This window comes from Burkholderia sp. A2 (genome assembly GCF_001729305.1).
GTDB classification, from domain to species: Bacteria; Pseudomonadota; Gammaproteobacteria; order Burkholderiales; family Burkholderiaceae; genus Burkholderia; species Burkholderia sola.
This window is the reverse complement of the sequence record NZ_LZXX01000149.1, coordinates 48,603-71,152: the sequence shown is the minus strand read 5'-3', so window position 1 is coordinate 71,152 and position 22,550 is coordinate 48,603. Positions and strand designations below refer to the sequence as shown.

Annotated in this window: 19 protein-coding genes and 1 pseudogene; 12 read left to right on the top strand and 8 right to left on the bottom strand. The window is 67.6% G+C overall.

The window, feature by feature from the left end; translation table 11 throughout:
- Positions 1 to 20: 20 nt before the first annotated feature.
- Together A9Z05_RS31905 and A9Z05_RS37115 are read right to left on the bottom strand one after the other, a co-directional pair.
- The gene (locus tag A9Z05_RS31905) at positions 21 to 968 is read right to left on the bottom strand and encodes a GlxA family transcriptional regulator (RefSeq protein WP_069621741.1); all 948 of its coding nucleotides are present in this window, start codon (positions 966 to 968) and stop codon (positions 21 to 23) included.
- A 104-nt stretch (positions 969 to 1,072) separates the two neighbouring features.
- A complete protein-coding gene (locus A9Z05_RS37115) occupies positions 1,073 to 1,240 on the bottom strand; it encodes a hypothetical protein (RefSeq protein WP_176730273.1) in 168 nt (55 codons plus the stop codon).
- A gap of 42 nt (positions 1,241 to 1,282) precedes the next feature.
- On the opposite strand from A9Z05_RS37115, the gene A9Z05_RS31900 reads away from it, so the two are divergent.
- From A9Z05_RS31900 to A9Z05_RS31885, 5 genes and pseudogenes are all read left to right on the top strand, one after another.
- Positions 1,283 to 2,092, top strand: a complete 810-nt coding sequence (locus A9Z05_RS31900) for an SDR family oxidoreductase (RefSeq protein WP_069621545.1) — start codon at positions 1,283 to 1,285, stop codon at positions 2,090 to 2,092.
- Entirely contained in the window at positions 1,980 to 2,993 is a 1,014-nt protein-coding gene (locus A9Z05_RS31895; RefSeq protein ID WP_256122148.1) for a type 1 glutamine amidotransferase domain-containing protein, read from the top strand. Before A9Z05_RS31900 ends, A9Z05_RS31895 begins: the two co-directional genes overlap by 113 nt.
- A 20-nt stretch (positions 2,994 to 3,013) precedes the next feature.
- Positions 3,014 to 3,166: pseudogene (locus tag A9Z05_RS38195) on the top strand (2-pyrone-4,6-dicarboxylate hydrolase); the annotation flags it as partial.
- A gap of 199 nt (positions 3,167 to 3,365) precedes the next feature.
- Positions 3,366 to 4,556 carry a M20 aminoacylase family protein gene (locus A9Z05_RS31890; protein WP_069621543.1) on the top strand — a complete coding sequence of 397 codons (1,191 nt, stop codon included), beginning with the start codon at positions 3,366 to 3,368 and terminating at the stop codon, positions 4,554 to 4,556.
- 56 nt (positions 4,557 to 4,612) lie between these two features.
- The gene (locus tag A9Z05_RS31885) at positions 4,613 to 5,944 is read left to right on the top strand and encodes an MFS transporter (protein ID WP_069621542.1); all 1,332 of its coding nucleotides are present in this window, start codon (positions 4,613 to 4,615) and stop codon (positions 5,942 to 5,944) included.
- Positions 5,945 to 5,983: 39 nt separating this feature from the next.
- Here A9Z05_RS31885 and A9Z05_RS31880 read toward each other — a convergent pair whose 3' ends face one another.
- Positions 5,984 to 6,904, bottom strand: coding sequence for a LysR family transcriptional regulator (locus A9Z05_RS31880; RefSeq protein WP_069621541.1), 921 nt, complete (start codon positions 6,902 to 6,904; stop codon positions 5,984 to 5,986).
- Positions 6,905 to 7,040: 136 nt separating this feature from the next.
- Between A9Z05_RS31880 and A9Z05_RS31875 the strand changes: the two genes are divergently transcribed.
- A complete protein-coding gene (locus tag A9Z05_RS31875) occupies positions 7,041 to 7,814 on the top strand; it encodes a transporter substrate-binding domain-containing protein (RefSeq protein WP_069621540.1) in 774 nt (257 codons plus the stop codon).
- 55 nt (positions 7,815 to 7,869) lie between these two features.
- A complete protein-coding gene (locus A9Z05_RS31870) occupies positions 7,870 to 8,985 on the top strand; it encodes a succinylglutamate desuccinylase/aspartoacylase family protein (RefSeq protein WP_069621539.1) in 1,116 nt (371 codons plus the stop codon).
- 229 nt (positions 8,986 to 9,214) lie between these two features.
- Here the strand turns inward: A9Z05_RS31870 and A9Z05_RS31865 are convergent, their stop codons facing one another.
- Positions 9,215 to 10,003 carry an IclR family transcriptional regulator gene (locus tag A9Z05_RS31865; protein ID WP_069621740.1) on the bottom strand — a complete coding sequence of 263 codons (789 nt, stop codon included), beginning with the start codon at positions 10,001 to 10,003 and terminating at the stop codon, positions 9,215 to 9,217.
- 227 nt (positions 10,004 to 10,230) lie between these two features.
- Between A9Z05_RS31865 and pcaF the strand changes: the two genes are divergently transcribed.
- The gene (gene pcaF, locus A9Z05_RS31860; RefSeq protein ID WP_069621538.1) at positions 10,231 to 11,433 is read left to right on the top strand and encodes a 3-oxoadipyl-CoA thiolase; all 1,203 of its coding nucleotides are present in this window, start codon (positions 10,231 to 10,233) and stop codon (positions 11,431 to 11,433) included.
- Positions 11,434 to 11,534: 101 nt separating this feature from the next.
- Here pcaF and A9Z05_RS31855 read toward each other — a convergent pair whose 3' ends face one another.
- Both A9Z05_RS31855 and A9Z05_RS31850 read right to left on the bottom strand, forming a co-directional pair.
- Complete coding sequence (locus A9Z05_RS31855) at positions 11,535 to 12,062, bottom strand: DUF523 domain-containing protein (protein WP_069621537.1); 528 nt, start codon at positions 12,060 to 12,062, stop codon at positions 11,535 to 11,537.
- Between the two features lie 68 nt (positions 12,063 to 12,130).
- Positions 12,131 to 12,691: a GNAT family N-acetyltransferase gene (locus tag A9Z05_RS31850; protein WP_069621536.1), complete on the bottom strand. Its 561-nt coding sequence runs from the start codon at positions 12,689 to 12,691 to the stop codon at positions 12,131 to 12,133.
- Positions 12,692 to 13,216: 525 nt separating this feature from the next.
- Between A9Z05_RS31850 and A9Z05_RS31840 the strand changes: the two genes are divergently transcribed.
- Both A9Z05_RS31840 and A9Z05_RS31835 read left to right on the top strand, forming a co-directional pair.
- Positions 13,217 to 14,761, top strand: coding sequence for a PAS domain-containing methyl-accepting chemotaxis protein (locus A9Z05_RS31840; protein ID WP_069621534.1), 1,545 nt, complete (start codon positions 13,217 to 13,219; stop codon positions 14,759 to 14,761).
- A 412-nt stretch (positions 14,762 to 15,173) separates the two neighbouring features.
- Positions 15,174 to 16,718, top strand: coding sequence for a PAS domain-containing methyl-accepting chemotaxis protein (locus A9Z05_RS31835; protein WP_069621533.1), 1,545 nt, complete (start codon positions 15,174 to 15,176; stop codon positions 16,716 to 16,718).
- A gap of 116 nt (positions 16,719 to 16,834) precedes the next feature.
- On the opposite strand, the gene gabD is transcribed toward A9Z05_RS31835, so the two are convergent.
- Both gabD and A9Z05_RS31825 read right to left on the bottom strand, forming a co-directional pair.
- The gene (gabD, locus tag A9Z05_RS31830) at positions 16,835 to 18,304 is read right to left on the bottom strand and encodes an NADP-dependent succinate-semialdehyde dehydrogenase (RefSeq protein ID WP_069621532.1); all 1,470 of its coding nucleotides are present in this window, start codon (positions 18,302 to 18,304) and stop codon (positions 16,835 to 16,837) included.
- An 89-nt stretch (positions 18,305 to 18,393) separates the two neighbouring features.
- Positions 18,394 to 19,683 (bottom strand): 4-aminobutyrate--2-oxoglutarate transaminase, encoded by a 1,290-nt coding sequence (locus A9Z05_RS31825; protein ID WP_069621531.1) that lies wholly within the window; start codon positions 19,681 to 19,683, stop codon positions 18,394 to 18,396.
- Positions 19,684 to 19,803: 120 nt separating this feature from the next.
- On the opposite strand from A9Z05_RS31825, the gene A9Z05_RS31820 reads away from it, so the two are divergent.
- Positions 19,804 to 21,312: a PLP-dependent aminotransferase family protein gene (locus A9Z05_RS31820; RefSeq protein WP_069621530.1), complete on the top strand. Its 1,509-nt coding sequence runs from the start codon at positions 19,804 to 19,806 to the stop codon at positions 21,310 to 21,312.
- A gap of 143 nt (positions 21,313 to 21,455) precedes the next feature.
- On the top strand, positions 21,456 to 22,520 hold the full coding sequence (gene selD / locus A9Z05_RS31815) for a selenide, water dikinase SelD (protein WP_084044546.1): 1,065 nt from the start codon (positions 21,456 to 21,458) through the stop codon (positions 22,518 to 22,520).
- The last annotated feature ends 30 nt before the right edge of the window (positions 22,521 to 22,550 follow it).

Sequence of the window (22,550 nt, the reverse complement as noted above, 5' to 3'; positions counted from 1 at the left end):
GCCTGTTGGTTCAACAAGTCCTAATTCATGAGCGGCGCCACCCCGGAGGCTCGCTGTATGGTCTGCGGGGGTTGCCCAAACGCGCGCAGAAATGCCTGGCGCATGCGCTCGCGGTCGCCGAATCCGGTTTCTCTCGCAATGATTTCGATCGGGTGGCGCGTCGTTTCCATCATCAGGCGGGCGGCTTCGACGCGCAGCCGCTCAACCGCCTTGGCGGGGGATTGCCCCGTTTCCTCTCGGAACACGCGGCTGAATTGGCGCGGGCTCAAACGTGCCGCCTCTGCCAGGCGCTCCACCGACAGATCGCTCGCCAGGTTTTCGCTCGCGTAGGTCAGCGCCATTTGCACGCGGTCCGATCGCGCGTTCAGTTCCAGCAAGGTCGAGAATTGCGACTGGCCGCCGCCGCGCCGTTGGTACAGCACGAGCTTGCGCGCGACCATGCGCGCCGTTTCCAGCCCGAAGTCGCTTTCGACGATCGCCAGCGCCAGATCTACCCCGGCGCTCATGCCGGCCGACGTCCAGACCTGACCGTCCACGACGAAGATGCGATCTTCGTCGAGCTGCACGTTCGGATATTGCTTCTTGAAGTCCCGCGCGTGATACCAGTGCGTCGTGGCCCGTTTCCCGTCGAGGAGCCCGGCGGCCGCGAGGACGAAGGCCCCCGTACATATCGACGCAATGCGCCGCGAGCGGAAGGGCGCGCGATGCAGGAAGTCCACCAGCGTCGCCGACGGCAGCCGGCATTCGTTGTCGCCGGCGACGATCAACGTGTCATATCCCGCTTCGGCCAGCGGTTCGGTGTTGACCGAAAAGCCCTGCGACGACATGACCGCGCCGCCGTGCTCGGACGCGATCCGGAACTGGTACACCTCTTCGCCGCGCAGCAGATTCGCGTACTCGAACACGCTCGCCACTGCGAGCGCGAGCGACTGGAACTGGGGATAAACAACGAGCCCGACGGTGTGCATGACGTCCGCCATGTGTGTGTCCTGATCAATTGAATCTAGCATAAAACGGACATCGTCACGGGCGGCGTCGGCGTGTCATCAGATGGCATGGCGCGCGGTCGCCTTCAGGAAGCAATGCGCCGAGCGGAGCCACCGACAACACCGATTTTGGGTAACCGGGCGCCTGTTTCAAAGGACGAATCTGCAAGGTTTCCGGTCAGCGTGCGGATGGCATGAATCATTGCATATATGACATTGAGGATGAGTTCGGTCGACGCCAGAATTCGTTCCACGAACCGACACCCGGTCGGCTCAATTCACGGAACGGAAAAATCATGACCACTTCCACGCAAGGCACCGCGCTGATCACCGGCGCATCGGCTGGCATCGGCGCCATTTACGCAGACCGCCTCGCGAAGCGCGGCTACGACCTCATCCTCGTGGCGCGTAACCAGGACCGTCTGAACACGCTTGCGCGCCGCCTCATGGCCGAAACCGGCCGCTCGGTCGAGACCGTCGCCGCCGATCTGAACGACAAGGCGGCGCTCGCGAAGATCGAACGCATCCTGCGCGAGAACAGCAACATCACGATGCTGGTGAACAACGCGGGAATCGGCTCGGTCGCGTCGATTCTCAACGGCGACGTCGACACGATGGAGTCGATGATCAACCTGAACATCACCGCGCTCACGCGCCTGACTTACGCCGTCGCACCGGTATTCGCCGGCAAGGGCACGGGCACCATCATCAACATCAGCTCGGTCGTCGGTATTGCGGTCGAACTGCTCAACGGCGTGTACAGCGCATCGAAGTCGTATGTGCTGAGCTTCGGTCACGCACTTCAGCGCGACCTGTCGGACAAGGGCGTGCGCGTGCAGACCGTGCTGCCTGCAGCGACGGCGACCGAGTTCTGGGATGTGGCCGGCTATGCGAAGCAGAAGGAGGCCGCCAGCACGATGACGGCCGACGACCTGGTGGATGCCGCGCTTGCGGGCCTCGATCAGGGCGAGCTCGTGACGATTCCGACGCTCCATGACGCCGATGGTTGGACGCAATGGGAAGCGGCCCGCCGCGCGCTCACGCCCAAATTCGCCAACGCCAAGCCCGCTGCGCGCTACGTGGCGGATGCGAACACCGGCGCTTGAACCGGCCCACCCAATTTTTCAGAAGGTATTGATCATGAACATTCTCAAGATCGGTGCGGCCGTACTCGCAACGGCCACCGCGTTTGCATTGCCGGTGGGCGCGTCGGCGCAGTCGCGCGGCAAGGTGCTGGTTGTCATGTCGAGCGCTCACGAGCTCGATCTGCGCGACGGCAAGAAGTACTCGACGGGTTATTACCTCAACGAATTCGTCGTGCCGTACCGCAAGCTTGTCGAGGCCGGCTACGAGCCGGTGATCGCCAATCCGAACGGCGACATGCCGGTGATGGACGCGAACTCGAACAACAAGCTGTTTTTCGGCGGCGACGATGCAGCGCGCGCGGATGCACTGAAATACGCGCAAGGTATCGCGCAACTGAAGCATCCGAAGACGCTGGCCTCCGTCGTCTCGGAGGGGACCGGCGGTTATGTCGGCCTGTTTATCCCCGGCGGCCATGCGCCGATGGCCGACCTGCTCAAGGACCGGAATCTCGGCAAGATCCTGGTCAGCTTCCACGACAGCGGGCGTCCCACCGGGATCATCTGTCACGGGCCGATCGTGTTGCTGTCCACGCTGCGCGACCCGAATGCCTTCGTTGCATCGATGGTCGCCAACGACGGCAACGCGAATTCCCTCGCGGCTAGCTGGCCGTATGCCGGTTACCGGATGACTGTCTTCTCGACGGGCGAGGAGCAGCAGCTCGAAGGTCCGAGCGGGCTCGGCGGCAACGTGCAGTTCTATCCGGTGAACGCGTTGGCCGAAGCCGGCGCTCACGTCGACACGGTGGCGAACTGGCACAGCAACGTGGTCGTCGATCGCGAACTGATCACGGGGCAGCAGCCAATGTCGGCGCCTGAATTCGGCGATGTCCTCGTGGCGAAACTGAAGGCCCGTACGAACTGAATTCGTCTGCGATGGCGGCGGCCGCGCGTATCGCGAACCTCGGATCGCATATCGAGCGGGGGCAGGGCACGCGGCTGCCGGCGCTGGAGCGTCATCTCGCGGCGCTGCGTTGCCCGCTCGTCATCGACCATATCGCGCGCATACCGCAGCCCGGCGGGCTGGGATCGGCCGCATCTATCGGGTGGGCCATCGATATGGAGCGTGTGCGGCGAAACGGTGCAGGTTCGACCGACATCTCGGTACTAACCCTGATTAAAAACACTTATCACGGTGAAAAATTCCGCATCTTATTGAACCGATATCGGCTGGCTATAGTGGCTCGCTTTCCCGCACACGCCGCCGGCGCGCGCAGACAAACGCAGGAGCCCCTTGATGACCACCGATACCCGATTCACCGAAGTCGAGGATCTGATGCCCGCCGCCGGCGGGCTGCGCGAGATCCGCCACCACATCCATCACCACCCCGAACTCGCGTACGAAGAGCACGACACGGCCGCGCTCGTCGCGGACAAGCTCGAGCAATGGGGCTGGCAGGTGACGCGCGGGGTCGGCAAGACGGGCGTGGTCGGTACGCTGCGGGTGGGCGACGGCGCGCGCAGCATCGGCATTCGCGCGGACATGGACGCGCTGCCGATCGTCGAGGCGACCGGCCTGCCGTATGCGAGCGGCACGCACGGCAAGATGCACGCATGCGGCCACGACGGCCACACGACGATGCTGCTCGGCGCCGCGCAGCATCTCGCGAAGACGCGCAACTTCTCGGGCACCGTCCACCTGTATTTCCAGCCGGCGGAAGAGCACGGCGTCGACAGCGGCGCGAAGAAGATGATCGACGACGGCCTGTTCGAGCGCTTCCCGTGCGATGCGGTGTTCGGCATGCACAACCATCCGGGCGCGGCGCCCGGTGTCTTCCTCACGCGGCGCGGCCCGTTCATGTCGGCGGGCGACAAGGCGATCATCACGATTGAAGGCGTCGGCGGCCACGCGGCGCGGCCGCACCTGACGGTCGATCCGGTCGTCGTCGCGGCGAGCATCGTGATGGCGCTGCAGACGATCGTTGCGCGCAACGTCGACCCGTCGCAGCCGGCGGTCGTCACGGTCGGCTCGATGCACGCGGGCACCGCGAACAACGTGATTCCGAACGGCGCGCGCCTCGAACTCAGCGTGCGTTCGTTCAGCCCCGAAGTGCGCGCGCTGCTCAAGCGCCGCATCACCGAGCTGGCCGAAACGCAGGCCGCGAGCTACGGCGCGAGCGCGAACGTCGAGTACATCGAGGGCTATCCGGTCGTCGTCAATACGGACGCCGAAACGGATTTCGCCGCGCAGGTCGCGCGCGAACTCGTCGGCGATGCGCACGTGGTCGAGCAGACCGACCTGCTGATGGGCAGCGAGGATTTCGCGTTCATGCTGCAGCGGCGGCCGGGCTCGTTCGTGCGGCTCGGCAACGGCGAAGGCGAGGACGGCTGCATGGTGCACAACCCGAAATACGACTTCAACGATCGCAACCTGCCGATCGGCGCGGCGTTCTGGACGCGCCTCGTCGAGCGTTACCTCGGGCAGTGATCGCGGCGGCGGCGCGCGGCCGCCGCTTCCGGCCGCATTGACAGAAGAGGATAGCGATGCAGAAAGACCATCTCGCGCTGCACCCCGCGTCGACGGGCGTGGCCGAAGCCGGCGCGCCGGGCGCGCCTGCCGTCACGCGGCGCGGCGCGATCGCGGCGGCCGTGATCGGCAACTGGCTGGAATTCTTCGACTTCACCGTGTACGGCTTCTTCGCGGTGCTGATCGGCAAGCTGTTCTTCCCGTCGAGCGACCCGACCACGTCGCTGCTGCTGTCGGTGGCGACGTTCGCCGCCGGCTTCTTCACGCGGCCGCTCGGCAGCGTCGTGCTCGGCGTCTATGCGGACCGCAAGGGGCGCAAGGCCGCGCTGAACCTGACGATCATGCTGATGGCGCTCGGCACCGGCCTGATCGCGATCGCGCCGACCTATGCGCAGGTCGGCGTGGCCGCGCCGTTGCTCGTCGTGCTCGCGCGCCTGCTGCAGGGCTTCTCGCAGGGCGGCGAATTCGGCGCGGCGACATCGACGCTGCTGGAGCAGGGCGGCACGTCGCGCCGCGGGTTCCGCGCGAGCTGGCAGCTCGCGACGCAGGGCGGCGCCGCGCTGATGGGCTCGGGCTTCGCGGCGCTGCTGTCGAACACGATGACGAAGGACGCGCTCGAAGGCTGGGGCTGGCGGCTGCCGTTCCTGGTGGGCGTGCTGATCGCGCCGGTCGGCATGTATTTGCGTCGCCGGCTCGCGGACGACGCGCCCGGCGACCGCCATCACGGCATCGAGCGCGGCGTGCTGCACGAGCTGTTCTCGAAGCACACGCGCACGGTGGTGCTGCTGATGCTCACGGTGATGGGCGGCACGGTGTCGACCTACATCCTGACGTTCTACATGCCGACCTACGCGATCCATACGCTCGGCCTGCCGATGAAGCTGTCGATGTTCGTCGGCGTCGCGTCGGGCTGCGTGATGCTGGTCACGTGCCCGCTGTTCGGCTGGCTGTCGGACAGGCTCGGCAGCCGCCGCCTGCCGATCTTCGTCGGCCGCGGCGTGCTGGTCGCGCTGCTGTTCCCGGCGTTCTGGCTGATGAACCATCATCCGACGCTGTCGGTGATCCTGCCGCTGACCGCGCTGATGCTGCTGTTCTATTCGCTCGGTTCGGCGTCGGAAATGGCGCTGATGTGCGAGTCGCTGCCGCGCCACGTACGTGCAACGGGCATCTCGATCGCGTATGCGCTCGCGGTGACGATCTTCGGCGGCACGTCGCAGCTGATCGCGACCTGGCTCGTGAAGACGACCGGCAGCAAGCTCGCGCCGGCCGGCTACGTGGCCGCGTGCGTGGTGCTGTCGCTGATCGCGGTCGCGATGCTGCGCGAGACGGCGCGGGAATCGCTGGACTGACCCGGCGCGCGACGCGGGCGGCGGCACGGCCGTGCGCGCTTACCGCCCGCGCACCACCCTCAGATACGACGCGAGCATCGTCGCGAGTTCCTGCGCGGCCGGCGTCAGCGGCACGGCCGCGCGCTGCAGCAGGCACACGTCCTGTGCTTCGGCCGGTTCGCGCACCGGCACCTTCGCGAGCGCGCCGGCGAACGGCCCGTGCCGCGTGATGGCCTCGGTTTCGAGCGCGAGCGAATCGGTCTGCGTGACGATCTGCAGCGTCTCGAACATCCCTTCGACAGTCGCGAGAATCCTCGGCGGCGGCTGGCCGTGCGCGTCGAAGTACGCGAGTAGCCGGTTGACGACCGGATCGGCGCTCAGGTTCGGCGAGCGCGTCGACACCCATCCATAGTCGGCCAGCTCGGCGAGCGATTGCGCATGCATCGCCGGATGCCCGTTGCGGCACACGACCACCGGCGCCGACGTACGCAGCGGCGTGACCGCGAGATCGGTCGTGTCGGTCTGCTTCGCGACCAGCGCGATCGCGAAATCGACCGCGCTTTCGCGCAGCCAGCCGATCATCATCCGCGACGTGCCGGTGCGCAGGTGCACGTCCACCTTGTCGAAGCGCGCGCGAAACGCGGTCAGCACGGGGGCGAACGCGTCGATCAGCGGCTCGGTCACGAGGCCGAGCGTGACCGTGCCTTCGTAGGCGCCGCTCAACTGACGGATTTCCCGCTCGACCTGCTCGCATTCGCCCAGGATCGAGCCGGAGCGCGCGAGCAGCCGCTGGCCGACCGCCGTCGGCACGATCCCGCGATTGGTGCGCGTGAACAGCGTCGCGCCGAGCGTCGCTTCGAGGCCCTGCAGTTGCTGCGTGACGCCGCTTTGCGCGAGGTCGAGCGCGCGTGCGGCCGCGCGCAGGCTGCCGTGCTCGACGACGGCCTGGAAGATGCGGAGCTGGGACAGCGTGAACGCCATGGGAAGCAGTGAAGCCGGTGATCGGAAATGCCGATCATGATAAGTCAGCCGATGGTTCCGGCGCTGGCCCCGGGCTTTTACGATCGCAGGCAGTCCGGCTCACGCCGTGTGCCCCGCTTCCTGCCCATCGTCGACCATGAAACGTATCCTCGTCCCGCTCGTTTCCCTGTGCCTTGGCCTGGCGGCCACGTCCGCGTACGCGCTCGACGCGCACGTGGTGCGGCTCGGCATCGATCCGACTTATCCGCCGATGGATGCGAAAGCGCCCGACGGCAGCCTGAAGGGCTTCGACGTCGATCTCGGCAACGAAATCTGCCGCCGCGCGCAGTTGCGCTGCCAGTGGGTCGAGCTCGAATTCTCCGGGATGATCCCCGCGCTGCAGGCGCGCAAGATCGACGCGATCCTGTCGTCGATGGCGATCACCGCGAAGCGCGAGAAGCAGATCCTGTTCTCGTCGAAGCTGTTCCGCTTCAAGTCGCGGCTCGTCGCGCGGGCCGGCAGCGGGCTCGATGGCACGGCGGCGTCGCTGGCCGGCAAGCGCGTCGGCGTGCAGTCGGGCACGCAGTTCGAGTCGTGGGCGCTCGCGCACTGGGCGCCGGCCGGCGTCGGCGTGGTGCCGTACAAGAGCCAGGACGACGTGTTCGCCGATCTCGTGAACGGCCGCCTCGACGCGGCGCTGCTCGGCGCCGTGGAAGCCGACTACGGATTCCTGCGCCAGCCGCGCGGCAAGGGTTTCGCGTTTGTCGGCGCGCCGCTCGACATGGGCGATCGCGGCGTCGGTATCGGCATGCGGCAGTCGGATGCCGCGCTGAAGGCGTCGATCGACGGCGTGATCGCATCGATGCTGAAGGACGGTACGTACGAGCGGATCGCGAAGCAGTACTTCGATTTCAACCCGTACGGCGATTGAGCGCCGTGCCGGCCCGTTCTTCCGATTCCCCGTTTCCATCCGTTCGAGACCATCGATGCAGATTCGCACCACGCCGCTCCTGTCGCCGTCGATCGGCACGCAGCGCACGCTCACGAGCTTTCATTTCGGGCCGGCCGACAGCGGCCGCAAGATCTACCTGCAGGCCGCGCTGCACGCGGACGAGACGCCCGCGATGCTCGCGGCGGTCGTGCTGAAGCAGCGCCTCGCGCAGCTCGACGCGGAAGGCCGGCTCGCGGCCGGGATCGTGCTCGTGCCGGTGTCGAACCCGGTCGGCCTCAATCATCATCTGCTCGGGCAGTTCATCGGCCGTTTCGATCTCGCGAGCGGCCGCAACTTCAATCGCGGCTTCCTGCCGCTCGCGGAGATCGCCACGCGTGCGCGCGACCGGCTGGGCGACGACGGCGCACGCAATCGCGCGATCGTGCGCGAATGCGTCGGGGCGGCGCTCGCGGAAATCGCGCCGCGCACCGAATTCGATGCGCTGCAGCTTGCACTGCTGAAGTTGTCGCACGATGCCGACGTCGTGATCGACCTGCATTGCTCGCTCGAAGCGGTGATGCACGTGTACACGAGCGACACCGCGTGGCCGGACGTCGAGCCGCTCGCGCGGTATCTCGGTGCGCAGGTGTCGCTGCTCGCCGAGGATTCGGGCGGGCACGCGTTCGACGATGCGCATCACCTGCTGTGGTCGCGGTTGCGTGCGCATTTGCCGGACGGCACGCCGATGGCGGCCGGCACCGTGGCCGTGACGGTCGAGTGCCGCGGCCAGCGCGACGTGACGTACGAATACGCGCAACGCGACGCCGACGCGCTCGTCGACTATCTCGTGTGGTGCGGCGCGGTGCGCGGCGAACGGGCGCCGCTGCCGCCGCTGGCCGCGCCGGCCACGCCGCTCGCGGGCAGCGAGCAGTTCTACGCGCCGGTCAGCGGGATTCTCGTGCACCGCGCGGCGATCGGCGCGACGATCCGCGCGGGCGATCCGCTGTTCGACATCGTCGATCCGCTGACGGATGCGGTCACGACGATCTCGAGCGCGACCGACGGCGTGTTCTACATGCGCCGCGCGATCCGCTTCGTGACGGCCGGCGCGCCGCTCGGCCGCGTGACGGGCACGGTGCCGGTGCGCAAGGGGATGCTGCTGGGTGCGTGAGTGCCGGGACGGGCGCGTGTCTGAACGGCGCCACTCAATTTCGTTCTCGTCAAATTGACCGGGCGTTGCCGCGCCCCTAAATTGGGTGATGCGGAGCGCGCTCCGTGTTCCGTGAGAAGGACGTTGCAAGCAGAGTCAGAGAGTTGAGCGGGCGGCGAATGCCGCCCGTCTTTTTATCCGCGCGACCTGCGAATGCCCGTCGTGCCGATCCCACGAGCGAAGTAACCGCTCACCCGCGCCGCGCCACCAGTTCCGACACCGTCTGCGCGGCCTGCTGCAGCGGCCCGAGAAACTCCTTCACCATCTGCTTCGCGGTATGCCGCTGCGCGTTGCCGCTGATGTTCATCGCGGCGATGATCTGCCCGCGCCGATTGCGGATCGGCGCGGACAGCGACATCAGCCCCACTTCCAGTTCCTGGTCGACCACCGCCCAGCCTTGCTGGCGCGCCTGCGCGATCGCCGCCTTCAACTCGCCGATGTCTGTGATCGTGCGTGGCGTATGCGCGCGGATGCCGCTCTGCGCGAGCGTTTCGTCGAGCGCCGCGTCGTCGAGCGCGGACAGCAGCACGCGGCCCATCGACGTGCAGTATGCGGGCAGCCGGCTGCCGATCGACAGGTTGATCGTCATGATCTTGCGGGTCGGCACGCGCAGCACGTAGACGATCTCGGTGCGGTCGAGCACCGCGGCCGAGCAACTTTCGTGGATCTGCTCGGACAGCTGCTCCATTACCGGATCGGCGAGATTCCAGAACGGCATCGACGTGAGATACGCGAAGCCGAGCTCGAGGATCTTCGGCGTGAGCCGGAACAGCCGGCCGTCGGCCTCGACGTAGCCGAGCGTCTGCAGCGTGAGCAGGATCCGGCGTGCGCCCGCGCGCGTGAGGCCGGTGGCCGACGCGACCTCGGTGAGCGTCTGCTCCGGGCGCGTCGCGTCGAACGCGCGGATCACCGCGAGGCCGCGCGCGAACGACTGCACATAGGAGTCGCCGGGTTTCGTTTGAATATCGTCGGTTGTCATGAGCGCCTGGAATATCGTGCAGCCGAGAAGATAGCGCATGGGGCCCGACACGCCAACCGCGCGGCGGACCGCGCGCTTGACAGGTCGTCCCTGCACTCCCTATGATGCGTTGAACGTTCGATACACGATCTTATGTTCGTATATAGAACATTTAAGCGCATCCCGGCGGGCAATGCAAGGGGCGCGCCCTGTTCATTTCCCAGCCTTCCATGGGACCGGAGACACTGATGACCGAAGCTTTTCTGTGTGATGCGATCCGTACGCCGATCGGGCGTTACGGCGGTGCACTGTCCGGCGTGCGCGCCGACGATCTGGGCGCGGTGCCGCTCAAGGCGCTCGTCGAGCGCAACCGTGATGTCGACTGGGCGGCGATCGACGACGTGATCTACGGCTGCGCGAACCAGGCCGGCGAGGACAACCGCAACGTCGCGCGCATGTCGGCGCTGCTCGCGGGTTTGCCGGAAAGCGTGCCGGGTTCGACGATCAACCGCCTGTGCGGTTCGGGGATGGATGCGGTCGGCGTGGCCGCGCGCGCGATCAAGTCGGGCGAAGCCGCGCTGATGGTGGCGGGCGGCGTCGAGAGCATGACGCGCGCGCCGTTCGTGATGGGCAAGGCCGCGAGCGCATTCGCGCGCCAGGCCGACATCTACGACACGACGATCGGCTGGCGCTTCGTCAATCCGCTGATGAAACAGCTGCATGGCGTCGATTCGATGCCGGAAACCGCCGAGAACGTCGCGGTCGATTACCACATCAGCCGCGCGGATCAGGACCTGTTCGCACTGCGCAGCCAGCAGAAGGCCGCGCGCGCGCAGCAGGACGGCACGCTCGCCGAAGAAATCGTGTCGGTCACGATCGCGCAGAAGAAGGGCGATCCGGTGATCGTGTCGCGCGACGAGCACCCGCGTGAAACGTCGCTCGAGGCGCTCGCGAAGCTGAAGGGTGTCGTGCGCCCGGACGGCTCGGTCACGGCCGGCAACGCGTCGGGCGTGAACGACGGCGCCGCCGCGCTGTTGCTCGCGAACGAGGCAACCGCGAAGCGCTTCGGCCTGACGCCGCGCGCCCGCGTGCTGGGGATCGCGACGGCCGGCGTCGCGCCGCGCGTGATGGGCATCGGCCCGGCGCCCGCCACGCAGAAGCTGCTCGCGCGGCTCGGGATGACGATCGACCAGTTCGACGTGATCGAGTTGAACGAAGCGTTCGCGTCGCAGGGCCTCGCGGTGCTGCGCATGCTCGGCGTCGCCGACGACGATCCGCGCGTGAACCCGAACGGCGGCGCGATCGCGCTCGGCCACCCGCTCGGCGCATCGGGTGCGCGCCTCGTGACCACCGCGATGTATCAGTTGCATCGCACGAACGGCCGTTTTGCGCTGTGCACGATGTGCATCGGCGTCGGCCAGGGCATCGCGATCGCGATCGAACGCGTGTGAGTGGCGTGATGCGGTGAAGCGGCCGGATACGCACGGCTTCACCGTTGCGCCGTCTCCCCCCACGCTGGGCGGCACGAGGTGTCTCGTGCCGCCCAGCGTCGTTAACCGGCCCGCGACAATTGCCGGAGACGTGCATCGAGCGCGTCGATCTCGGTGTCCGCGAACACCTCGATGCCGTGCTCGCGCAGCAGCGCGGCCGTGACGCCGGCACCCGCGTGCCGCCGGCTCTCGAAACTTCCGTCGTAAATGAACGTGCTGCCGCACGACGGGCTGCCGTCGGCGAGAATCGCGAAGCGGCAGTCGTGTGCTTGCGCGACGGCCAGCGCGGTCCGCGCGCCGGCAATGAACGGCGCCGTCACGTCGACGCCGTTCACGTCGACGATGCGTGCGTGCCCGGCCAGCACCTGCTGCCCCGATGCGCCGCCGGCGATCTCGGCAGGCGGGCGCGGCACGCTGAGGCCACCGGCGAGTTCCGGGCAGACCGCCACGAGACGCCCTTCGCGCCGCCACCGTTCGAGCGCCGTGTGCGCGGCGGTCTTCGCCGAGCCGTTGTAACGGACCGGATGCCCGGCCACGCACATGCTGACGAGGATCTTCGGCGTGGCAGGCGGTGGCGGGTCGTCGTTCAATATCGTGCTCCGTGTCGTGGCGGCCGTGGCGGAGCGGAAAATTCCATGCTCGATCCGCGTGCCGGCCGTCAGGCCGTCGGCCCTTCCAGATGAATGTCCTCGGGCTCGAGCGCGTAAAGCTCGGGATCGGGCGACGCGCTGACCGTGAAGCCGAGCCGCAGATAGAAATCGATCGTGCGCTGCGACGGCGTGGCCGACACGTACAGCCGCTCGGCGCCCATCGCGCGCGCCTGCGCGTGGGCCGTGCGGTAGAGCTGTTCGCCGAGCCCGCAGCCGCGCCAGTCGTGGCTCACGTGCAGGAACTTCAGTTGCAGCATGTCGCGTTGCGGGCCGAGCGGCCGGCTGTCGACGACCGCTGCCGCGACGAGCCGCGCGCCGTCGAACCTGCCGAGAAACCAGCCGCCGCGGTCGTGGCAATCGAGCAGGATCGGCGTGTAGTGGTCGGCTTCGCCGTCGGGCCAGCCGGCCACGTCGTAGAACTCGGGCACGAGATGCAGCGTGTGGTCGCGCAGCACGTACAGGTGTTCGATGATTTCGCGCCGGTCGATGGTCCATACGAGCGGGACGTCGTCGCGCGCAAGCGGGCGGGCCGACAGCGCGTCGCGTTCGGCGGCCGTGCGGCGCGTCATGCGGCCCTCCGGTGCGCGGCGATCGTACCCGTCAGCGGCAGGCGCGGCATGCCGTCAGGCGGCGCCATCCGATAGCCGTCCGGTTCGCGTTGTCCCGGAAACCGCGTGGCGCCGCCATTCCGGAAAAACGCGGCCTGATCGCGTTGACGACGCTCATGCGCGGCCGTCGCGGTATTCCGGGACAGCCGATTCAGCTCATGCAATGCCTTTTTCATCGAATTCGAATTCCAGTGGAATGGCGCAGGATAGGTCAATCGTTTCGCTGCGCGCAACGGTCGCCGGCATTGTCAATGTCATGCGGCGCTCCGTGACGGCCAGATAACGTGCGCGGTGATTATCGCCGGATTATTTGATCCAAATCATGGTAATGGCCGGGTTGCCCGTTTTATCCGCATCGGAATTAAGGTTTGCCGGTGAACTGCCGACAGTAAGGACGAGAGTGTCGTAAAGCGAACAACCGTTTTTCGGCTACTGAGCGCGATTTCAGCGCGGCGCGGACGACAGATCCGCCTTTCGGAGCCTTGCATGCGCAACAACCAGCCCGTTACCCAACAGGAATTCGATTTTCCCGACGACGTCACGCTGATGTCGACGACCGATGCCGACAGCATCATCACCTACGCCAACACGACGTTCGCGCAGGTGAGCGGCTTCTCGAACGAGGAGCTCGTCGGCCAGCCGCACAACGTGGTGCGCCATCCGGACATGCCGAAGGAGGCGTTCGCCGACATGTGGGCGACGCTGCGGCGCGGCGAGCCGTGGACCGCGCTCGTGAAGAACCGCCGCAAGAACGGCGACCACTACTGGGTGCGCGCGAACGCGATTCCGGTAATGCGCGACGGCGCGCCGCAGGGCTACATGTCGGTGCGCACGAAGGCGCCGCGCGACGAGAGCACAGCCGCGGACGCGCTGTATCGCGCGTTTCGCGACGGCAAGGCCGGCCGGCGCCGATTCCACAAGGGGCTCGTGATCCGCACCGGGCTGTTGCGGATCGCTTCGCTGCCGCAGACGATGTCGGTGCGCGCGCGCGTGCATGCGGCAGTGTGCGTGCTGGCGCCGGCCGTCGTCGGCACGGGATGGGCCTGCGGGCTCACCGGCGGCGGGCTCGCGGCGTTTGCCGGCGTGACGGTCGGCGTGGCGGCCGCGGCCGGGCTGTGGCTCGACGCGCAGATCGTGCAACCGCTGAAGCGGCTGCACGAGCAGGCGCTGAACGTCGCCACCGGCGAGAGCCGGCGCGGCGTGCGGATGAACCGCGTCGACGAGATCGGCATGACGCTGCGCACGATCAACCAGCTCGGGCTGATGTTCCGCTGGCTCGTGGACGACGTCAGCGAGCAGGTGCACAACGTGCAGCGCGCGAGCAACGAGATCGCGCAGGGCAACAGCGACCTGAGCGCGCGCACCGAACAGGCCGCGTCGAGCGTGCAGCAGACGGCCGCGTCGATGGCCGAGATGACGGCGACCGTGTCGAGCAACGCGGAGACGGCGCGGCAGGCGAATCAGCTGTCCGTTTCCGCGAGCGGCGCGGCCGAGCGCGGCGGACAGGCGGTGAACGAAGTCGTCGCGACGATGAACGACATCACCGACAGCTCGCGCAAGATCTCGGACATCATCGGCGTGATCGACGGCATCGCGTTCCAGACCAACATCCTCGCGCTGAACGCGGCGGTCGAGGCCGCGCGTGCGGGCGAACAGGGGCGCGGTTTCGCGGTGGTGGCCGGCGAAGTGCGCGCGCTCGCGCAGCGCAGCGCGAACGCGGCGAAGGAGATCAAGACGCTGATCGGCGCGAGCGTCGAGCGGGTCGAGTCGGGCGCGCGGATCGTCGATGGCGCCGGGAAGACGATGGAAGACATCGTCACGCAGGTGAAGCGCGTGTCGGACCTGATCGCGGAGATCAGCTCGTCGACGGCCGAACAGAGCACGGGGGTCGCGCAGGTCGATCAGGCGGTCGTACACCTGGACAACATCACGCAGCAGAACGCGGCGCTCGTCGAGCAGAGCACGGCGGCGTCGGAAAGCCTGAAGCAGCAGGCGACGCGGCTCGTGGATGCGGTGAACGTGTTCAGGTGAAGGGTGGCAAGCGTGCGCGACGTGCGGATTCGATCGATGAATCCGGCATGTCGCGCACGGCACATGTCCGGATTGGCGAATTCAATCGAATGACGCCAAACGCGAAATATTCGTATTTACGACTTTATCGTTGTGCGTTAAATCGGGCCGAGCACATTACGTCGAACGATCGGGCGAGTGGCCGTCAGGCCGTTGTCCGGTTACCCATTCCGGTTTATCCATAAATAAATCATTCGGCAAAAACACGTTCATGCATCTTTAATGCATATTTACCCGAATACGGCATCATGTTTTCGCCGAATTTGCCGAAAGCGCAGGAGTCGACTCACACGCAGGCGAATCGATCGCCATGCGTGGAGTCTCGAATCAATCGACGAACGGACGCAAGATCCGTCACCCGGAGCTCCACACCATGCGCAACAACCAGCCTGTCACGCAACGCGAATTCGAATTTGCCGATGATGCGACGCTGATGTCGACGACAGACGTCGACAGCCACATCACGTACGCGAACGCGGCGTTCATCCAGGTCAGCGGCTTTTCTCCCGAGGAGATCGAAGGCCAGCCGCACAACGTGGTGCGGCATCCGGACATGCCGAAGGAAGCGTTCGCCGACATGTGGGCGACGCTCAAGGGCGGCGAGCCGTGGACCGCGCTCGTGAAGAACCGCCGCAAGAACGGCGATCACTACTGGGTGCGCGCGAACGCGATTCCGGTGATGCGCAACGGGCAGCCGAAGGGCTACATGTCGGTGCGCACGAAGGCGACGCGCGACGAGATCGCGGCCGCCGAGGCGTTGTATCGCGATTTCCGCGAAGGCAAGGCCGGCAGCCGCCGGTTCCACAAGGGATTGATCGTCCGCACGGGCGCGATGCGCGTCGCGTCGCTGTTCCAGACGATGTCGGTGCGGGCCCGCCTGGTGTCGACGCTGTGCGTGCTTTCCCCGGCCGTCATCGGCGCCGGCTGGGCGGCCGGGTTGACCGGCGGCGGGCTCGCGGCGTTTGCCGGTGCGGCGGTCGGCGTGACGGCGGTGGCCGGGCTATGGCTCGACGCGCAGATCGTGCGGCCGCTCCGGCAACTGCGCGACGAGGCGTTGCGGGTGGCGACCGGCGAAAGCCGCAGCGGCGTGCGGATGAACCGCGTCGACGAGATCGGCATGACGCTGCGCACGATCAACCAGCTCGGGCTGATGTTCCGCTGGCTCGTGGACGACGTCAGCGAGCAGGTGCTGAACGTGCAGCGCGCGAGCAACGAGATCGCGCAAGGCAACAACGATCTGAGCGCGCGTACCGAACAGGCGTCGACGAGCGTGCAGCAGACGGCCGCGTCGATGGCCGAGATGACGGCGACCGTGTCGAGCAACGCGGAGACGGCGCTGCAGGCGAATCAGTTGTCGGTGTCCGCGAGCGAGGCGGCCGAGCGCGGCGGACAGGCGGTGAACGAAGTCGTCGCGACGATGAACGACATCACCGACAGCTCGCGCAAGATCGCCGACATCATCGGCGTGATCGACGGCATCGCGTTCCAGACCAACATTCTCGCGTTGAACGCGGCGGTCGAGGCGGCGCGCGCGGGCGATCAGGGGCGCGGTTTCGCGGTGGTGGCCGGCGAAGTGCGGGCGCTTGCGCAGCGCAGCGCGAACGCGGCGAAGGAGATCAAGACGCTGATCGGCGCGAGCGTCGAGCGGGTCGAGTCGGGCGCGCGGATCGTCGACGGCGCGGGGAAGACGATGGAGGACATCGTCACGCAGGTGAAGCGCGTATCGGACCTGATCGCGGAGATCAGCTCGTCGACGGCCGAGCAGAGCACGGGGGTCGCGCAGGTCGACCAGGCGGTCGTACACCTGGACAACATCACGCAGCAGAATGCGGCGTTGGTCGAGCAGAGCACGGCGGCGTCGGAAAGCCTGAAGCAGCAGGCGACGCGGTTGGTCGAGGCGGTGAACGTATTCCGCTGATCGCGGGAGGGGGAAGGTGACGCGGGCGCGACGGAGAGGGGTACCGGCCCGCGTCGGGCCACCCGGTTCCGGCCGGGCGGCCAGGGCCTGTCGCCGAGGCGGCAGGCCCCGAACCGTCAGACGGCGAGGCAGAGGTACTTGATCACGACGTAGTCGTCGATGCCGTAGTGCGAGCCTTCGCGGCCGAGGCCCGACTGCTTGACGCCGCCGAACGGCGCGACTTCGTTCGAGATCAGGCCCGTGTTCACGCCGACCATCCCGTATTCGAGCGCTTCGGCCACCTTCCACACGCGGCCGATGTCGCGGCTGTAGAAGTACGCGGCGAGGCCGAACTCGGTGTCGTTCGCGAGGCGGATCACTTCGTCGTCGCTGCCGAACTTGAACAGCGGCGCGAGCGGCCCGAACGTCTCTTCCTTCGCGACCTTCATCGCCGGCGTGACGCCCGTCAGCACGGTCGGCTCGAAGAAGCCGTGGCCGAGCGCGTGGCGCTTGCCGCCCGTCACGACGGTCGCGCCCTTCGCGAGCGCGTCCTCGATGTGCGCCTCGACCTTCAGCACGGCCGCCTCGTTGATCAGCGGGCCCTGCGTGACGCCCGGCTCCGTGCCGCGGCCGACCTTCAACTGGCCGACGGCCGCCGCGAGCTTCTGCGCGAACTGGTCGTACACGGCTTCATGCACGTAGAAGCGGTTCGTGCACACGCACGTCTGCCCGCTGTTGCGGTACTTCGACGCGATCGCGCCCTGCACGGCCGCATCGAGATCGGCATCGTCGAACACGATGAACGGCGCGTTGCCGCCGAGCTCCAGCGACACCTTCTTGACCGTCGCCGCGCATTGCGACATCAGCAGGCGGCCGATCGGCGTCGAGCCGGTGAACGACAGCTTGCGCACGATCGGGTTCGACGTCAGTTCGCCGCCGATCGCCTTCGGGTCGCCCGTGACGACGCTGAACACGCCGGCCGGCACGCCCGCGCGCTCGGCCAGCACGGCCATCGCGAGCGCCGAGAACGGCGTCGCTTCGGCCGGCTTCACGACGATCGGGCAGCCTGCCGCGAGCGCCGGGCCGACCTTGCGGGTGATCATCGCTGCCGGGAAGTTCCACGGCGTGATCGCCGCGCACACGCCGATCGCTTCCTTCGTCACGACGATGCGCTTGTCGCTCGCCGGCGTCGGAATCGTGTCGCCGTACACGCGCTTGCCTTCTTCCGCGAACCACTCGAGGAACGACGCCGCGTAGCCGATCTCGCCCTTCGCTTCGGCCAGCGACTTGCCCTGCTCGGTCGTCAGGATCAGCGCGAGGTCGTCGGCGTTCTCCATCATCAGGTCGTGCCACTTGCGCAGGATCGCCGCGCGTTCCTTCGCGGTCTTCTTGCGCCACGCCGGCCAGGCGGCGTTCGCGGCTTCGATCGCGTGACGGGTCTCGGCCGCGCCCATCGCCGGCAAGGTGCCGAGCAGGCCGCCGGTGGCCGGGTTGCGGACGTCGAACGACTCGCCGTTCGACGCGCGTTGCCATTCGCCGTTGATGTACGCCTGCTGGCGGAACAGAGACGGATCTTTCAGTGCCAGGGTTTCCTGAACGGTGCTCATATGAATCGCCTGCCTTGAAAATGACGGATAAAAAGGCCGCCGCCGTCCTGACGACGGCGGCGGCGCATTCAGTTGAAGCGGACGGGCACTCAGGCCGGCACGCCGACCGTTTCCTTCAGCACTTCCTCGAGGATCGCGAGCGCTTCGTCGAACACGGCTTGCGGGATCGTCAGCGGGAACAGGAAGCGCACGACGTTCGAGTACACGCCGCACACGAGCAGCAGCAGGCCGCGCTCGAGCGCACGCGCCTGCACGCGCTTCGTGAATTCCGCGTCCGGCTCGCCCGAACCCGGCTTCAGGAACTCGACCGCGATCATCGCGCCCGGCCCGCGCACGTCGGCGATCTGCGGCACGTCGGCCTGCAGCGCATTCAGCTTCGCCTTCAGCACGGCGCCGAGCTGCGTCGCGCGCTCGCACAGCTTTTCTTCGTCGATGATCTCGAGCACCGCGTGCGCCGATGCGACGGCCAGCGGGTTGCCCGCGTAGGTGCCGCCGAGGCCGCCGGGCGCGGCCGCGTCCATCACGTCCGCACGGCCGACGACGCCCGACAGCGGCATGCCGCCCGCGAGGCTCTTCGCCATCGTGATCAGGTCGGCCAGCACGTCGTAGTGCTGCATCGCGAACAGCTTGCCGGTACGCGCGAAGCCCGTCTGCACTTCGTCGGCGATCAGCAGGATGCCGTGTTCGTTACAGATCTTGCGCAGCGCGCGCACGAATTCGGCCGGCGCCGGGTTGAAGCCGCCTTCGCCCTGGACCGGTTCGAAGATGATCGCGGCGACGCGCTTCGGATCGATGTCGGCCTTGAACAGCATCTCGATCGCCTTGATCGAGTCGGCCGTCGTCACGCCGTGCACGGCGTTCGGGTACGGCGCGTGGAACACGTCGCCCGGGAACGGGCCGAAGTTCAGCTTGTACGGCGCGACCTTGCCGGTCAGCGCCATGCCCATCATCGTGCGGCCGTGGAAACCGCCGGAGAACGCGATCACGCCCGGACGGCCGGTTGCCGCACGCACGATCTTGATCGCGTTCTCGACGGCTTCGGCGCCGGTCGTGAAGAACGCCGTCTTCTTCGGGAAGTCGCCCGGCGCGCGCTCGTTGATCTTCTCCGCCAGCTCGACGTACGACGCGTACGGGACGATCTGGTAGGCGGTGTGCGTGAAGCTGTTCAGCTGATCCGCGATCGCCTTGACGATCTTCGGGTGGCGGTGGCCGGTGTTCAGCACCGCGATGCCGGCGGCGAAATCGATGAAGCGGCGGCCTTCGACGTCCCACAGCTCCGCGTTCTCGGCGCGGGCTGCGTAGAAATCGCACATCACGCCGACGCCGCGCGGGGTGGCGGCGTTCTTGCGGGCCTGCAGGTCGGCATTCTTCACGGTCATCTCCTTGATGTTCTGTCCGGTGAGGTAGAAATCGGCCGCGTTGGCAGCCCATGGAGGCGACTATAATCACATTTGGCTCTGGCAATCAGAGCCATTTCAATAAATATTCAGGAGCCAATCATGCGCGCAAGCGTGTTGTCGGACTGGCTGGCGCAGCGCCTCGTGCGCGGCGGCGCGCAGCCGATCTACCGGCAGCTGCATCGCCTGCTGCAACAGGCGATCCTGTCGCGCGAACTGCCGGCCGGCACGCGCGTGCCGTCGTCGCGGCTGCTGGCCGCCGAGCTCGGGATCGCGCGCAACACGGTCACGCAGGTTTACGAGCAGCTTGCGCTCGAAGGCTATGTGAACTCGGCCACGGGCCGCGGCACGTTCGTCGCCGACAGCGCGCCGGACGAGATCGTCGGCGCACCGTCCGACGCGGTGGCCGGCCCGGCCGTCGCGACGCCGTCCGCGCGGCGGCTGTCCGCGCGCGGCACGCGGCTCGTCGAAGGGGCCGGCGTGTCGAAGCGCCAGGGCGGTGCGTTCATGCCGGGCGTGCCCGATGTGTCGCGCTTTCCGGCGCGGGTGTGGACGCGGCTGCACAACAAGTACTGGCGGCGCCTGCGCCCGGACCTGCTGACCTACGCGCCCGGCGGCGGGCTCGCGCTGCTGCGCGAGGCGCTGGCAGACTACCTGCGCACGTCGCGCTCGGTGCGCTGCACGCCGGAGCAGATCGTGATCACGACCGGCATCCACCAGTCGATCGACCTCGCGGTGCGCCTGCTGACCGACCCGGGCGACGCGATCTGGACCGAAGATCCATGCTACTGGGGCGTGCGCAGCGTGCTGAACGTGTCGGGGCTGACCACGCGGCCGATTCCGGTCGACGACGAAGGCATCGCGCCGTCGGCCGCCGATCTGGCCGAGCCGCCGAAGCTGATGCTCGTCACGCCGTCGCACCAGTATCCGCTCGGGATGGTGATGAGCCTCGCGCGGCGGCGCATGCTGCTCGAATACGCGCGCCAGCACGGCTGCTGGATCATCGAGGACGACTACGACAGCGAATTCCGCTACGGCAGCCGGCCGCTCGCGTCGCTGCAGGGCCTCGACACGGCTGGGCAGGTGATCTACGTCGGCAGTTTCGGCAAGACGCTGTTCCCGGGGCTGCGGGTCGGTTACCTCGTCGCGCCGGAGCCGCTCGCGGAGAGTTTCGCGACTGCGAGCGCCGAGCTGTATCGCGAAGGGCAGTTGCTGCAGCAGGCGGTGCTCGCCGAATTCATCGCGGAAGGGCATTTCGTGTCGCATATCCGCAAGATGCGCACGCTGTACGGGCAGCGCCGCGAGGTGCTGCTCGACGCGGTCGCGCGCCGCTACGGCGATACGCTGCACGCGCTCGGCAGCGATGCGGGGCTGCATCTGGTCACGCAATTGCCGGCAGGCGTCGACGATCGCGGGGTCGCGCAGGCGGCGCTCGAGCGCAACATCGTCGTGCGGCCGCTGTCCGGGTATTACGCGGATCGCTCGCGCGCCGCATCGGGATTGCTGCTCGGCTATGCGTGCGTGCCGGAAGACGAGATCGGGACCGCGTTCGCGACCCTCGCCGAGGCGATCGACGAGCGGGCGTTCGGCGGGGCCGTCGCGCTGGCTTGACGCGGGCGCATGGCCATATCGACTCGTCGCGAATCCGTCAAAGGCGATCGAAGCGCGATTCTCTGCGCAACGTGGACTGCGTATCGGGCGCGCTCGCGCGGAATTGTCGATAATAGAACGTTGTTATTCACCGGATGCCGACGATGACCGAAGCCACCCAAGCCCAGCCTGCCGTTCCGCGCCTCACGAGCCTGTCGCACGGGGGCGGCTGCGGCTGCAAGATCGCGCCGGGCGTGCTGTCCGAGCTGCTCAAGCGCGCGACGCCGCCCGCGCTGTTCCCCGATCTGCTGGTCGGCACCGAAACGTCCGACGACGCGGCCGTCTACCGGCTCAACGACGAGCAGGCGATCGTCGCCACCACCGATTTCTTCATGCCGATCGTCGACGATCCGTTCGACTTCGGCCGTATCGCGGCCACCAATGCGTTGTCCGACGTCTATGCGATGGGCGGCAAGCCGATCCTCGCGCTCGCGCTGGTCGGCATGCCGATCAACGTGCTGCCGCACGAGACGATCGCGGCCGTGCTGCGCGGCGGCGAGTCGGTGTGCGCGGATGCCGGCATTCCGGTCGCCGGCGGCCATTCGATCGATTCGGTCGAGCCGATCTACGGGCTCGCGGCGATCGGCGTCGTGCATCCGTCGCGCGTGAAGCGCAACGCGGCCGCGCGCGCGGGCGACGTGCTCGTGCTCGGCAAGCCGCTCGGCGTCGGCGTGCTGTCGGCCGCGCTGAAGAAGAACCAGCTCGATGCCGACGGTTACGCGCAGATGGTTGCGACCACCACCAAGCTCAACCGGCCGGGCGCCGAACTCGCCGCGCTGCCGGGCGTCCATGCGCTGACCGACGTCACGGGCTTCGGGCTGCTCGGCCATACGCTCGAACTGGCGCGCGGCGCGAATCTCACCGCGCGCGTGCACTATGCGTCGCTGCCGTGGCTTGCGGGCGTCGAGACGTTCGTTGCCGACGGCGTGTTCACCGGCGCGTCGGGCCGCAACTGGGCCGCGTACGGCACTGACGTGCGGCTCGCCGACGGGCTGCCGCCCGTCGCGCAGGCGCTGCTGACCGATCCGCAGACGTCGGGCGGGTTGCTGGTCGCGTGTGCGCCGGAAGCGGTCGACGACGTGCTCGCCTGCTTCCGCGCCGACGGTTTCGACCGCGCGGCCGTGATCGGCGAGATGGTGGACGGGCCGGCACGCGTCGACGTCGCCTGACGCAGTTTTTCACGCTGGCGTGCCGTCGGT

What these genes read in the sequence shown, in the direction of transcription:
- A9Z05_RS31905 (WP_069621741.1), bottom strand. Translation starts at nt 968, where the DNA reads ATGCACACCGTCGGGCTCGTTGTTTATCCCCAGTTCCAGTCGCTCGCG.
- A9Z05_RS31900 (WP_069621545.1), top strand. Translation starts at nt 1,283, where the DNA reads ATGACCACTTCCACGCAAGGCACCGCGCTGATCACCGGCGCATCGGCT.
- A9Z05_RS31895 (WP_256122148.1), top strand. Translation starts at nt 1,980, where the DNA reads ATGACGCCGATGGTTGGACGCAATGGGAAGCGGCCCGCCGCGCGCTCA.
- A9Z05_RS31890 (WP_069621543.1), top strand. Translation starts at nt 3,366, where the DNA reads ATGACCACCGATACCCGATTCACCGAAGTCGAGGATCTGATGCCCGCC.
- A9Z05_RS31885 (WP_069621542.1), top strand. Translation starts at nt 4,613, where the DNA reads ATGCAGAAAGACCATCTCGCGCTGCACCCCGCGTCGACGGGCGTGGCC.
- A9Z05_RS31880 (WP_069621541.1), bottom strand. Translation starts at nt 6,904, where the DNA reads ATGGCGTTCACGCTGTCCCAGCTCCGCATCTTCCAGGCCGTCGTCGAG.
- A9Z05_RS31875 (WP_069621540.1), top strand. Translation starts at nt 7,041, where the DNA reads ATGAAACGTATCCTCGTCCCGCTCGTTTCCCTGTGCCTTGGCCTGGCG.
- A9Z05_RS31870 (WP_069621539.1), top strand. Translation starts at nt 7,870, where the DNA reads ATGCAGATTCGCACCACGCCGCTCCTGTCGCCGTCGATCGGCACGCAG.
- A9Z05_RS31865 (WP_069621740.1), bottom strand. Translation starts at nt 10,003, where the DNA reads ATGACAACCGACGATATTCAAACGAAACCCGGCGACTCCTATGTGCAG.
- pcaF (WP_069621538.1), top strand. Translation starts at nt 10,231, where the DNA reads ATGACCGAAGCTTTTCTGTGTGATGCGATCCGTACGCCGATCGGGCGT.
- A9Z05_RS31850 (WP_069621536.1), bottom strand. Translation starts at nt 12,691, where the DNA reads ATGACGCGCCGCACGGCCGCCGAACGCGACGCGCTGTCGGCCCGCCCG.
- A9Z05_RS31840 (WP_069621534.1), top strand. Translation starts at nt 13,217, where the DNA reads ATGCGCAACAACCAGCCCGTTACCCAACAGGAATTCGATTTTCCCGAC.
- A9Z05_RS31835 (WP_069621533.1), top strand. Translation starts at nt 15,174, where the DNA reads ATGCGCAACAACCAGCCTGTCACGCAACGCGAATTCGAATTTGCCGAT.
- gabD (WP_069621532.1), bottom strand. Translation starts at nt 18,304, where the DNA reads ATGAGCACCGTTCAGGAAACCCTGGCACTGAAAGATCCGTCTCTGTTC.
- A9Z05_RS31825 (WP_069621531.1), bottom strand. Translation starts at nt 19,683, where the DNA reads ATGACCGTGAAGAATGCCGACCTGCAGGCCCGCAAGAACGCCGCCACC.
- A9Z05_RS31820 (WP_069621530.1), top strand. Translation starts at nt 19,804, where the DNA reads ATGCGCGCAAGCGTGTTGTCGGACTGGCTGGCGCAGCGCCTCGTGCGC.
- selD (WP_084044546.1), top strand. Translation starts at nt 21,456, where the DNA reads ATGACCGAAGCCACCCAAGCCCAGCCTGCCGTTCCGCGCCTCACGAGC.